10 protein-coding genes are annotated in these 13626 nt (G+C 41.2%); 5 read left to right on the forward strand and 5 right to left on the reverse strand.

The window, feature by feature from the left end; all coding sequences use genetic code 11:
- Positions 1–140: 140 nt before the first annotated feature.
- The 3 genes from QUB80_RS04540 to QUB80_RS04550 form a co-directional block, all read right to left on the reverse strand.
- Positions 141–896, reverse strand: a complete 756-nt coding sequence (locus tag QUB80_RS04540; RefSeq protein ID WP_289788305.1) for a PEP-CTERM sorting domain-containing protein — start codon at positions 894–896, stop codon at positions 141–143.
- Between the two features lie 247 nt (positions 897–1143).
- Positions 1144–3339 carry a CHASE2 domain-containing protein gene (locus tag QUB80_RS04545; protein ID WP_289788306.1) on the reverse strand — a complete coding sequence of 732 codons (2196 nt, stop codon included), beginning with the start codon at positions 3337–3339 and terminating at the stop codon, positions 1144–1146.
- 268 nt (positions 3340–3607) lie between these two features.
- Complete coding sequence (locus QUB80_RS04550; protein WP_289788307.1) at positions 3608–4459, reverse strand: bifunctional class I SAM-dependent methyltransferase/HIT family protein; 852 nt, start codon at positions 4457–4459, stop codon at positions 3608–3610.
- Positions 4460–4690: 231 nt separating this feature from the next.
- Between QUB80_RS04550 and QUB80_RS04555 the strand changes: the two genes are divergently transcribed.
- A complete protein-coding gene (locus tag QUB80_RS04555; protein ID WP_289788308.1) occupies positions 4691–4828 on the forward strand; it encodes a hypothetical protein in 138 nt (45 codons plus the stop codon).
- A 45-nt stretch (positions 4829–4873) separates the two neighbouring features.
- Positions 4874–6061, forward strand: coding sequence for a tetratricopeptide repeat protein (locus tag QUB80_RS04560; protein ID WP_289788309.1), 1188 nt, complete (start codon positions 4874–4876; stop codon positions 6059–6061).
- Between the two features lie 17 nt (positions 6062–6078).
- Here QUB80_RS04560 and pdxH read toward each other — a convergent pair whose 3' ends face one another.
- A complete protein-coding gene (gene pdxH / locus QUB80_RS04565; RefSeq protein ID WP_289788310.1) occupies positions 6079–6723 on the reverse strand; it encodes a pyridoxamine 5'-phosphate oxidase in 645 nt (214 codons plus the stop codon).
- Between the two features lie 239 nt (positions 6724–6962).
- On the opposite strand from pdxH, the gene QUB80_RS04570 reads away from it, so the two are divergent.
- The 3 genes from QUB80_RS04570 to QUB80_RS04580 all read left to right on the forward strand — a co-directional run bounded on the left by QUB80_RS04570 (position 6963) and on the right by QUB80_RS04580 (position 11389).
- Positions 6963–8048, forward strand: a complete 1086-nt coding sequence (locus QUB80_RS04570; RefSeq protein WP_289788311.1) for an AI-2E family transporter — start codon at positions 6963–6965, stop codon at positions 8046–8048.
- Between the two features lie 989 nt (positions 8049–9037).
- Positions 9038–9865 carry a segregation/condensation protein A gene (locus QUB80_RS04575; RefSeq protein WP_289788312.1) on the forward strand — a complete coding sequence of 276 codons (828 nt, stop codon included), beginning with the start codon at positions 9038–9040 and terminating at the stop codon, positions 9863–9865.
- Between the two features lie 357 nt (positions 9866–10222).
- On the forward strand, positions 10223–11389 hold the full coding sequence (locus tag QUB80_RS04580; protein WP_289788313.1) for a nucleotidyltransferase family protein: 1167 nt from the start codon (positions 10223–10225) through the stop codon (positions 11387–11389).
- Positions 11390–11533: 144 nt separating this feature from the next.
- Here the strand turns inward: QUB80_RS04580 and speA are convergent, their stop codons facing one another.
- Positions 11534–13552, reverse strand: coding sequence for a biosynthetic arginine decarboxylase (gene speA, locus QUB80_RS04585; protein WP_289788633.1), 2019 nt, complete (start codon positions 13550–13552; stop codon positions 11534–11536).
- Positions 13553–13626: the final 74 nt, after the last annotated feature.

A 13626-nucleotide genomic window follows, 5' to 3' on the forward strand; every position in this document is an offset into this window, starting at 1 on the left:
TTCCAGAATTTTGAAACAAGACTCCTGCGTGCCAATCTAGTATAAATTGATATAAATGATACAACTGTTTTGAGCAGAGCATTAATCTTTACTATTGAGTGCCTACTATTTTCTACCCCACCATTATTTAGTAATAGTAATTATTTTCCTGAGTGCTGTTTACGCTTCAATGCGATAAAGCCTGCAAGCAACAAAAAGCTCCCCGCTATTGTTGTGGGTTCTGGTACCGCAGTTGCCTTCCATGTACCGCCACCGCTAACGGGGCCATGTCCACTCACAGGAAAACCAAACAAACCCCAAGTTCCATCTGGGTTGATATTAAACAAGTCTCTCTGACCAATCCCACATCTGGGTAAGCATCCGTCCCAACGGTTTGCTGTTCCCACGCCGGGACTGCGAGGATCTCCTCCCGATACACTCAAAAGCACATCTGTTGAACCTGGTGGAGAAGTTGAAAAACTTGTGGGTTTCCAAAAGTAGACAAATCCTCCGACAATACTCTGACCAGTTTCATTCAGTTCAAAAATCGTAGATGTAGGACTAGGGATTGTAAATTCAAAGCCTTTCAACTGCAAATTAACTGATAGGCTCGTCACCAGAGAAAAGTCATCAGGTGGTGTATAGCGCCGTGTTACAAACTGAGGAGGAATTCGGTTTTGCGGATTCTCATAAACAGCACCTGGTCTCAACGATACAAAACTTCCTGAAAATGGCGCATATGTAAATCCCCCAATTCCAACTAAACTCCCAAAATTGTCGAATAATTCTAATTTTGCAGCGTTGACATCTTTAAAGGTAATAGAAGAAGCAAATACTTTTTTGGTGGTAACAAAACCAGTTGTAAAAATGAACGCGGCAACAGTTACATTTGTTAACACCTTGATTGGAAGTTTCATAATTTATTCTTTGGAAGGATTTATAACAATTTTGGATTAAAACCATTAATTCATAGGTTATTCCAGAATTTTGAAACAAGACTCCTTATTCCAATTAGGGATGATTGCACAAATACATAGTTACAAATAGGACAGTATCGCAGATTGTAATTGCGATAAAAAACAAGCATTACTTTAAATATGAACTATGCGATCGCCTTTAGGTTAACGGGGCTATACCCAGCACAGGAGACAATTGAGAAATAACTTATCCAGTAAATTTTTTTAAATCTTGCAGTACTTCACCAGCTGATTGATAGCGATCGCTAAAGTGATAGCACACCATCTTATCTAAAATTGCTGCTAATGTTTCATTAATTTGTGCTTGGTGACGCCATTCTACAGTACCAGTTTCGGGATGAGGTTGAAGTTCGTGTGGTGGTATGCCTGTAATAGCTTGAATAGCAATCATTCCCAAGGCATAAATATCACTACACAATCGAGGATGTCCAGCAAATTGTTCTGGTGGTGCATAACCTCGTGTACCGATAGCGACTGTTGCTAATTCGGTTTGATCAATAGTTAGAGGTTGCATCATTTTAACTGCACCAAAGTCAATTAATACTAGGCGCTTATCTATATCGGATCTAATAATATTACTTGGTTTGATATCTCGATGAATAACACGATGTTCATGGACAAATGTCAGAACTTCTAAAATTCCTCCTAACATTTCAACTACATACGATTCATTTTTCACATCCTGACTTAGTGAGATTTCTTCACTGAGAGGATGTCCAGAAATATATTCTTGTACTAAGTAAAATTCATTATTTTCTTCAAAATATGCTAGTAATTCAGGAATTTGGCGATTTCTACCTAAAACTTCCAAAATTTCTGCTTCTGCATCAAATAATCTTCTGGCAACTTGCATAAATTTTGTATCCCTACGGGCTGGCATGAGTTGTTTTACTACACAAATTGGACTGCCTGGACGCTGGATATCTTTTGCTATGTAAGTGCAGCCAAATCCACCAGAAGCAAGTACTTTCGCAATTTGATAGCGTCCGCCCAAAATAAAATCACCAGTTACTTTTTCTGCTTGATCGAGTGTGTCTGAAGAATGAATGTGTTTATCTTGAATGGTTATAGTAGTTTCTTTTAGCAGTGTATTTAATTGTTCAATAGCTTCTTTTTGCTTTTCAACTTGTAGGATAATTACCTTAGTTTGCTGCTGAGTTTGGTAGGTAGTGTAAGCCATAACACTAACTCCACTTAGAAGCAAAGTTAGGGCAGGTGGTATAATTGGTATCCAGCCTCCTTGCAGAAAGAACAAGTAGCAGATTCCCACCAAGCTAGCCAAAGAAATTCCACCAGCCAAACCCAAGCGCAAGGGATATCGCAATTGCCAAGCTAAAAAGCCACCTGTAATTGCCCAGCCCCATATCCATACGGCTTCCACCCAGTTAGGCAAATACCAAATGAGATGACGCCCATCTAGCACTGTACTGATCATCTCGCTTACTACCTGCGCATGAATAAAGACAGCAGGCATTCTGGGCGGATGTTGCGGTGAGGCACTGTAGGGTGTATAAAAGCCTGGATGAACGCTACGGGCAGTAGTACCGATAATTACAAGACGGTCTTTTATCCAATTAGAGTCTATCTGACCTTGTAAAACTTGAGTAAGAGTTACTTGCCGGGCAAAGTTAGAGGGATTGCGATAATTTAGCAGGATTTGATAGCCTTTGGCATCTATATTTTCATAACCACCTGAATTCTCTAACAAGGGTGGGAACGTGGTTTTACCTATATAAAAATGCTCTGCGTTGTTGAAATTGTATTCTAAGCCTTGTTTTTCTAAATATTTAATTGCGAGTAGGGCTGCAAAGGAGTATTGAGTTGTACATTTGCGATCGCTAGAACCAGCAAATAACAAACTGCGACGAATAACACCATCGTTATCTGCAATTACATCACTAAAACCTACCCGATCTACAGGAAAATTTGGTGGTGGTGGAATCTCTGGACTACCCATACTGCTGAATGTGCAGTAAGTGATAATATTATCCAGATTTTTAAGACCAGATCCTAAATTTTTCTGCTTGGAACGGTCGATACTTAAACCAATTATCCGTGGCTGATAAGATTGTAACTTTGCTAACAATTTGTTTATGGTATTGTCTGGCACAGAAAAATCTTCTGATCCTAGATCCTCTTCAGTGACAGTAACCAGTAACATACGGGGATCTGGTGCTTCCGGGGGACGCAGTCGCAAAATCTGATCGTAAGCACTTAATTCCCAAGGCTGCAACCATTTCAAATGACGAACTCCGAATACTAAAACGGTGGCTCCTACACTGGTAACAAAGATGGCTTGCAGCCAGTTTTTGACAGCAGCATCCTGAGGAAGTTTATCTTTCACCAATGAGAGACGGAGTTGTTGTAGAAGTCGCTTAATCACGGCATTGTGGCTGTAGCCAGGATTTGGTAGACGTTTGAGTTAAGGGAAGTTGAATTTATCCCAAGTATTCTCAATGTACCAATTTAGTTGCTAAATTTTAGCTTTGGGTTTATTGTGACTTGGCTTTGTATGACTCCACGCTCATTGTGAGTGATTCCGTAAAGCTGACAGATTCTAAAGTAGGGATAGCGCCTGTAGGGGAGGCAGGGACGCAAAGACACAGAGAGTAATAAACATTTCCCTATTCCCTTTTAATCATGACTAATGACTAACTTTTTGGAATCACATATCTTATTCCGCCTCTAGCACCAACAGTATCACTTTTGTAACGAGGGATAATATGAATACTGGCGTGCATCATATTTTGCCCAGCATCTCGATTGACATTCATACCCACGTTGAAACCGTCTGGTTTAAATTCTTGACTGAGAATGGTTTGCACTTTATTAACCATAAGCCAACAAGCAGATTGCTCTTTTGAAGGTAGTTCAAAATAATTACTGATGTGACGTTTTGGAATAACTAAAACATGACCTTTGCTTACAGGATAACCATCAAAAATAGCATAGACAGTTGCTGACTCGGCTAGTATAGTTAGATTTTTATGAGGGTTACAAAATAGGCAATTATGGGAAGAATTATTCTGTAGATTATAGTGTCTGTACTCGTAAATTTCGTAAAATTCATCTAAGTATATTGATTTAAAAGGTAGCTTTACAATACACTGATATGTAGGTTTTTTGTAAATATAATGTTCTCGAAATCCTTCTTTTTTTATATCTCTTCTCACTGCATAATAGGCTTTACCACCTGGTTTCAATAGATGTGATACTTCCATAAGAACATTTGCTTGCTCTTCAGAGAATAAAACATTTAAAACGTATAAGCAAATAATAGTATCAAATTTTTCTTTAGGATATTGAGGAAAATGATACGGATCGTAACCTGTAATATCAAATCCTTTTTGTTGTAATAATTTAACATCATTGCCCAAGCCACAACCAAAGTCTAATATTTTACCTTCAAGCAGATTTTTTGCTAATAAAAACTGTGCTGGTAATGATAGGGAAATTCTTTCTATGGCTGTGAGGTGACTATATTTATTTTTTTGATTTTTCATCGGCTATGGGAGACGGAGAAGATAGTTAGACTGAAAAAATAAAGTTGTCTGTGATCCTTTGAAAAAGCACGTCGCGATCGCTACAATCCAAGCCCTTTTTTCAGAAGACCTAAAGGGAATAGTCATAATTAATACATAATATATAGCTATTCTCAGAAAAATTACTAGTATTTGAAGTAAAAAAGATTATATTAAGGAGTGATCGCATTTACCTCAATCTAGTAAGCAAGGGTGCTTTGCACACACTACGCGATCGCAAGGCTGATTTTTGCTGTAGTCGTGCGATCGCATCTCCTCAGTCAGTCGAGTAATTTCTTAGATTTGCTTCCCATCCTATCCAATCCAGACAGTGCTATAAATCAGAATTAGCATCCATAGTGCGATCGCCCTCTTATTTGCAGTAAGTCTGGATATATGAAACTGAGCCTGTGCATGATTGTTAAAGATGAAGAACGAGTACTACCCAAATGCCTGGGCAGCGTCAAAAATGTGGTAGACGAAATGGTAATTCTAGATACAGGTTCAAGCGATCGCACTCCCCAGATTGCTCAGAAATTTGGTGCCAAAGTACATCACTTTCAATGGTGCAATGACTTCAGTGCTGCTAGAAATGCGGCTTTAAAATATGTTACAGGTGATTGGATCTTAGTATTAGACGCGGATGAAAGCCTGACGCAGAAAATTGTGCCACAGTTGCGAGAGGTGATACACAGTGAGGAATACCTACTCATTAACCTCCTTCGTCAAGAGGTGGGTGCTGTACAATCTCCCTATTCTTTAGTTTCTCGCCTATTTCGTAACCATCCCCGAATTCGCTTTTCTCGTCCTTACCACGCTTTGGTGGATGATAGTGTCACCGAGATTTTACGCCAAGAACCTCACTGGCAAATTGGTTATTTGCAAGGTGTGGCAATTCTACATTCTGGTTATCAAAAAAGTGCGATTACCCAAAGCAACAAACATATTAAAGCCCAAAAGGCGATGGAAGAGTTTCTTGATACCCATCCCCACGATCCTTATGTGTGCAGTAAGTTGGGTGCTTTGTACGTAGAGACGGAAAAAATAGCTGAAGGTGTAGATTTACTGGCAAAGGGAGTTAAAATTGCCGGAGATAATTACGACATTTTATACGAACTTTACTATCATTTGGGCATTGCTTGCAGCCGTTTGCAAAATTTCAAACAGGCTATTATCTACTATCAAGCTGCAATTAAATTACCTATTTATCCCATGCTAAAACTGGGAGCCTACAATAATTTGGGTAATTTATTAAAAGCAACTGGAGATTTCAAAGGTGCGAAAACAGCTTATGAAACGGCTTTGCAGATAGATGCTAGTTTTGCTACAGGGCATTACAATTTGGGAATGACTCTCAAAGCAATGGGTTTATTTACAGAGGCGATCGCATCTTATCAAAAAGCAATTGTTTTAAATCCTAAAAATGCAGATGCTTATCAAAACTTGGGAGTCGTGTTGCTGAAAGTTGGCAATGTACAAGGCAGTTTGAATGCTTTTCGCCAAGCGATCGCCCTGCATGAAAAACACAACCCTGAAGAAGCAAAACGGCTACGCCAGGGTTTACATGAGATAGGGTTAATGTAGGCAGAAGTCTTTCTGTTTTAGGGTGACAAACGCTCTATTTTCCAACTGTCATCATCAAGACGAGTATACAGCAAGCGATCGTGCAGGCGGCTGGGGCGTCCTTGCCAAAACTCAATTTCTGTTGGGATCACACGCAAACCTCCCCAGTAAGCAGGGCGGGGTATATCTTGATTTTCATATTTTGCTTGCAGTGCTTGCAAACGCCCCTCTAATTCTTCTCGGCTTGCTATTACTTGGCTTTGATGAGATGCCCAAGCACCGAGGCGACTATTGAAAGGACGACTTTGAAAATACTCATCTGACTCTTGTTCAGAAGCTTTTTCTACATACCCAGCAATACGAATTTGCCGTTCTAGTTCTGCCCACCAAAAAACTAAAGCAGCTTGAGGGTTTTCGGCTAACTCTTGTCCTTTTTGACTGTTGTAGTTGGTAAAGAAAACAAAACCCCGTTCATCAAAATCTTTTAGCAGCACCATTCTTGCGGAGGGTTTGCCATCTGGTGTAGCAGTAGCAACAGTCATCGCGTTTGGTTCTGGCAACTGGGCAGCTAATGCCTGGTCAAACCATTTTTGAAATTGTATAAAAGGATTTGGATCAATATCATTTTCGCTCAAGCCCTGCAATGTATAATCTTTGCGAAGGTCGGCTAAAGTTTTTTCCATTGCCCTGTGCTTCCTTTTGACTAAATAGGTGAGTGGAAATAATCATACCTATGTTACGAAAAGTAAACACGCCTGAAAGTACGGATGGGTTTAAAAGATAAATTGTCGATTTTAGCGAAATATCATCCATAAAACCCGCCCCTACCAATGACTAATGACTAAAATATCTATGATGATAATCAGCATTAACTAGTTTTTACTCACAATAGCCAAGGAGTTTTTCAAAGATATTGCCTCAAATGCGCCGTTGGGCCTCTCTTCAGAATCTGCTAATCTATGGTTTGAGCGGCCCAATCATTGCGCTCAACATCTGGTTGCTGTCTGTTTTTTTTCGCTATTTCCAGCATCCAATTACTATTCTTAGTATTGCGGCAATTCTCGCATTTTTATTGAACTATCCAGTTAAGCTCTTTGAGAAAGCTCGTATTTCTCGCACACAGGCAGTTATTGTTGTATTAATGCTGACTTTAACACTAGTAGTAGTCTTAGGCGTCACGCTCGTACCGATAGTTATTGACCAAACTATCCAATTATTAAACAAAATTCCGGATTGGCTTGCGACTAGTCAGGATAACTTAGACTACATAGAAGCTTTGGCTAAGAAACGACGTTTGCCTTTAGATTTTACTGTAGTTAGTAATCAAATCAATGCCAATATTCAGAATCTGGTACAGCAATTAGCTTCAACTGCTGTCGGATTTGCCGGAACATTGCTATCAGGAATAATTAACGTGGTGTTAGTAGTCGTACTGGCATTTTATATGCTGTTGTATGGCGATCGTGTTTGGTTTGGTTTGGTAAAGCTCTTACCACCCCGTATTCGTATACCTCTCACCACTTCCTTACGGTTAAATTTTCAGAACTTTTTCCTTTCCCAATTGTTATTGGGACTATTTATGGTGGTGAGTCTTACTCCCATTTTTTTGATTTTAAAAGTTCCCTTTGCACTTGTGTTTGCTATCTGGATCGGCATTTGTGAACTCATTCCTTTCGTGGGAGCAACTCTTGGCATTGGCAGCGTCACGATTTTGCTGCTGCTGCAAAGTTGGTGGTTAGCAGTTCAAGTCGCAGTGGCGGCAATTTTTATGCAACAAATTAAAGATAACCTGCTAGGCCCCAAGTTACTAGGAAATTTTATTGGACTGAATCCGATTTGGATTTTTGTTGCGATTTTAATGGGATTTGAAATTGCTGGTTTATTGGGAACGCTCGTTGCTGTACCGATTGCTGGCACAATCAAAGGCACATTTGATGCTCTGAAAAACTTCAAGCCCAAAAATCCTGTATCAGAAATTACTATTGAACCAGAGTTGCCTCTTGAGTAAAGGGGATTGGGGAGCCAGCCGCGTGCGGGGGTTCCCCCCGTTGAGCGGGCTGGCGTGATCGGGAATTGGGGATTGGGAAGAGGACACACCGAACGCGGGGACAAGAAGTTGAGGGAGGTGAGGAAGGTGAGGAAGTAATAAAAGTAAATTCTTCTATCTGCCTCATCTGTTCCTCTTCCTAATCCCTAGTCCCTAGTATCGAGTCCCTATCCTATTCCTTGTAAATGTTACTACAAAACAGATAAAAGTATTTTTAGATACATTTATTTGTACACGTAAATATCATATTACACTTGATTTTTTATACTCTCTCCAATAACATTTGTTTGTAAACTCGCAATACCCGCATATCTCCAAATGTTTTGAATTAGAGACTCATGGAATCAAAAATTACAATTCCAAAGATGAGAATTTGTGATTTCTAGGAAATCATTAAGCAGAACTTACTACTTACTAACTAGTATCCAATGAGACAAATAAGCTTTGTAATAATTTTTATCTTTTGCTTAACTCTGACTTTATTAACAATACCAAGAGAGGTTGCTGGATAGTGGTAACAATAAACTAGTAACTACTATACGGTTGTCTATAACTACTAACTCTACTAACTACTGTACGAGCGGTTTTAAAAGATAAATTGTTGATTAAACAAAAAATCCTCAAAGAACCTCTCCTACTAATTACTGTACGGGCGGGTTTTAATCAGCAATCTCTCTATTAGAATGAAATATCTGTATAACCCTTTCAGCAGTCGCCTGCGGAGGAGGACAGTCCGTTGCCCAGAAAACGCCGTGCGGGGGTTTCCCCCCAACCCCACTCCGTGGGGGCCCCAAAGCCCCCGTTGGGGCGACTTCGGAGGGTCTCCCCCGTTGTAGGAACTGTCCGTTGGAAACCCGCCAAGAGTGCTGGTTCACCACCGCACTGGCTCTTCATGCGGCTGCCTCCCCTACTAACTACTACCTACTAACTACTAACCCTAGTATTTGTTGATGGATGCTTCCGAGCTACTGGCAACAATTGAGAATCTCATAAATCAGGCACAAGCCGGGGAAATAGATCCTTGGGATGTCCAAGTGATTGAGGTAATCGACCGTTATATAGAATTAATGGCATCGGAGGCTACTCATAGAACCTATGAAGCCGACTTATCTCAATCTGGACAAGCAATTCTTTCAGCATCAATGCTGGTGTTATTTAAAGCCAACACTTTAATGCAATTGCAGTCAGCACAAGAGCAGGAAACTCTTGTAGATAATATTTTATTAGACCCAGAGGATGCAGTTTTATCTCCAAATCATCGATTGCCATTAGAACGGCATTTACGTCGTCGCCCGGCAGCTATGCCTCCGCCAAAGCGTCGCGTGACTCTGCAAGAGTTAATCGAGCAATTGCAGTTAATGGCAGAACAGTTAAAACTGGTAGAAAAAGTCAACAAACCACCTCGCCCCCGGCGTCAACCCGGTTTGCAATCTATGCGGGCGGCACTGGAGTTGGCTCACCAGGAAAACCTCACAGAAGTAGCTGGAGAATTAGAACAAGTATTGTATAGTTGGTCAACACAACTGTGCCTAGAACAAAATTGGTTGGATTTGGAACAACTGGTACAGTTGTGGACTCAGACAAAGCAATCACAACATAATGGCTCTGCTCACGACTCACCAAACAGTCATTTAGTAGGTGTTTTTTGGGCGTTGTTATTGCTTTCGGCTCAATCTAAGGTGGAGCTTTTTCAAGAGGAGTTTTACCAGAATATTAAAATTCGGTTGCTCACAAATACACAAAGTGCCGAGAAAAGCTTAGAGCCATCAAGGAATTAAATACGGGCGCTTTGGCTAGGAACTAGGGAGGAGAGGTTTTCATCAATAGCGTTGTGGACACGAGCCTCCAAAGTAGGAGTGACGAAGATCACTCGTAGGCATCTAGCTCAAAACTACATATGATTTATACAATTAATGTTTCAGCTAGTGTTTCAAACAACCCCAAAATTTAAGTACATTGAACAGATGAGCAATCATTTGGCGATCGCATATCATTAACCTATGCCTATGCTAATACCATCTTCATTAATTCCCCTAATTCAGTCCTTGTCAGGATGACTCAGCGCATAAAATAAACAGATTATGAAGTATCACTCCATGAAAGTTAACTGGCTTGTGGTTGAGGAATAAAGATTTATGAAGGCGATGATTCTGGCTGCGGGTAAGGGAACTCGTGTTCGTCCTATTACGTACACCATGCCCAAACCGATGATGCCCATCCTGCAAAAGCCAGTGATGGAATTTCTACTAGAACTGTTACGCCAACATGGGTTTGACCAAATTATGGTCAATGTTAGCCATTTGGCAGAAGAAATTGAAAGCTATTTCCGTGATGGGCAACGGTTTGGCGTCCAGATTGCTTATTCTTTTGAAGGACGAATTGTTGAAGGTACGCTGGTGGGAGAAGCCCTTGGTTCTGCTGGCGGTATGAAAAAAATTCAGGACTTTTACCCATTTTTTGATGACACTTTTGTCGTGTTGTGCGGAGATGCTTTAATTGATCTAGATTTGACGGCAGCTGTTAAGTGGCATAAATCTAAGGGTTCGATTGCCACCATTATCATGAAATCCGTTCCTCAGGAAGAAGTTTCTAGCTACGGTGTAGTTGTCACCGACGAAGACAATCGCGTTAAAGCTTTCCAAGAAAAACCCAAGGTAGACGAAGCCCTAAGTACCAATATCAACACAGGTATCTATATTTTTGAACCAGAGGTGTTGAATTATATTCCCTCAGGTGGTGAGTATGATATTGGTAGCCAATTATTCCCCAAACTAGTGGAATTAGGTGCACCGTTCTATGCCATTCCAATGGACTTTGAATGGGTGGATATTGGTAAAGTTCCAGACTACTGGCGGGCAATTCGTGGTGTGCTATCGGGAGAAATTAAAAATGTACAAATTCCCGGTCAGCAAGTTGCTCCCGGTATTTATACTGGCTTAAATGTAGCAGTGAATTGGGACAAAGTAGATATTACTGGTCCAGTCTACATTGGTGGGATGACCAAAATTGAAGATGGAGCTAAAATTGTCGGCCCCACAATGATCGGCCCAAATTGCTGGATATGCAGTGGCGCAACGGTAGAAAACAGTGTAATTTTTGAGTGGTCGCGTTTAGGGCCAGGAGCGCGGCTGGTTGATAAGTTGGTGTTTGGAAGATACTGCGTAGATAAGACTGGGGCAACGATAGATGTCCAAGCCGCAGCCCTAGACTGGTTGATTACCGATGCTAGACAAACACCGACGTCTCAAACCCCACTAGAACGGCAAGCGATCGCTGAATTGTTGGGAACAAACGCAAATTAGGGACTAGGGACTCGGTACTAGGGACTAGGGATTAAATAGGGGACAATGGGACAAGGGAGACAAGGGGCAAGAACGTGATTGACGATTCACTGTGTCCTCTTCCCGATCCCCAATCCCCTATCACCAGTACCCAGTCTCCAGTCCCTAAGATGCCAAATATGTATACCTTCTCAAACTTTGTTCATAGGTTTGCAGTAGTCGCTGTGATTCTGCTAGGGTAATCCGATTTTCTTCTAAAGCTTGCTCGCAGCGTTGGCGGATATTTTCCACCATATCCTCGGAGTCATACTGCACGTAGCCTACTACTTCACTCATAGTATCACCCTTGACTACATGTTGAATTTGGTAGCCTTTGGGTGTTAATTGAATGTGAACGGCGTTAGTATCACCAAACAGGTTATGTAAATTCCCCATGATTTCCTGATACGCTCCACTCAGGAACATTCCCAAATAGTAAGGTTCTCCTGGCTCAAAGGGGTGGAGTTCTAAAACTGACTTTACATCTCGTAAGTCAATAAAGCGGTCAATTTTACCGTCGCTGTCGCAGGTAAGATCCGCCAAAATTCCCCGTCGTGTTGGTTCTTGATCCAAACGGTGAATCGGCATGATCGGAAATAATTGATCAATAGCCCAGCAATCAGGTGCTGACTGAAATACAGACATATTGATGTAGTAAATGGAAGCCATTATTTTTTCTAAGTCTTCCAGTTCATCGGGTACGTACTCATGCCGTCTGGTAATACTTAGGATTTTTTGACAACAAGCCCAATACAAACGTTCGGCTTTGGCACGCTCTGTGAGACTGAGAATTCCCAAATTGAAGCGGCTGATCGCTTCTTCTTTAAATTGGGTAGCGTCGTGGTAAAACTCTTGATAATTATCTTCGTGAATTGATTGATAAGTTTCCCAAAGATAACTGATGATGTGCGACTCTCCTTCTTTAGGAGGTTCGGGCGCTTCAGTCAAAACTTCGCTGGTACTGAGAACATCAAAAATCAATACCGACTGGTGGGAAGCGATCGCTCGTCCACTTTCGCTAATCAGTGTTGGTACGGGGATATTACGTTCAGCACAAGTATCTTTTAACTCTGCTACTATGTCGTTGGCATAATTCTGCATATTGTAGTTTTTCGAGGCGTAGAAGTTAGTTTGCGAACCGTCGTAATCTACGCCCAATCCACCACCAACATCAAGATATTTCATGTTAGCGCCTAATGCCGCTAATTCTACATAAATACGGCTGGCTTCTTGAATTGCATCTTTGATTACATTAATGGCAGAAATTTGCGAGCCAACATGAAAGTGCAATAGCTGTAAAGAATTTAACAAGCTTGCCGCACGTAACTTATCCACTGCTTGGATAATTTCTGGAATTGTTAAACCAAATTTAGCGCGATCGCCGCTCGAAGTTCCCCAGCGTCCCATACCTTGAGTACTGAGTTTTGCTCTCACTCCGACAATCGGTTGAATTCCTAGCTGCTGACTGACTTCAATCACCAAATCCACTTCTTCAATTTGCTCTAGGACGATAATTGGTGTCTGTCCTAGTCGTTGTGCCAGCATTGCCGTTTCAATGTATTCTTGGTCTTTGTAGCCGTTGCAGACAAGCAAAGCTCCTGGTGTATCCAACATTGCCAGAGCAATCATTAATTCTGGCTTGGAACCTGCTTCTAAACCAAATTGATGAGGTTTGCCAAAGCGGACTAAATCTGATACCAAATGGCGCTGCTGATTGCATTTAACCGGAAATACGCCACGGTAAACCCCAGGATAATTATAGCGAGCGATCGCTTTAGCAAAACAAGCATTCAACCGCTCGATCCTGTCTTCTAAAATATCCGAAAAACGGATTAACAAAGGCAAACCCAGATTACGCTGTTTGAGAGCATTAACTAATTCAAACAAATCAAGAGAACCGCCGCGATCGCCCTTGGGAGAAACAGTAATGTGACCGGCGGCGTTAATGGAAAAATAAGGTTGCCCCCAACCTTCAATTCGGTATAGAGCTTCACTATCCTCAATTTTCCAAAGGCGTGAGCCATCGTGTGTGGTAGCAGGTGGTAGCAATTTTTTTTGCTTGTGATGTTTCAGTTCACCTTTTTTACCATTATTGGAAGGCGGTTTCACCGCCTCATCTGATGCAGCAGTTGACTCAAGACGCATTTCTTCTTGACCTTTATGTTTCACCCACGAATTTACAATTTAACGCATTCATGTTTGAACGCACATACACTTTG

It is taken from the genome of Chlorogloeopsis sp. ULAP01 (assembly GCF_030381805.1).
Classification (GTDB): Bacteria; Cyanobacteriota; Cyanobacteriia; order Cyanobacteriales; family Nostocaceae; genus Chlorogloeopsis.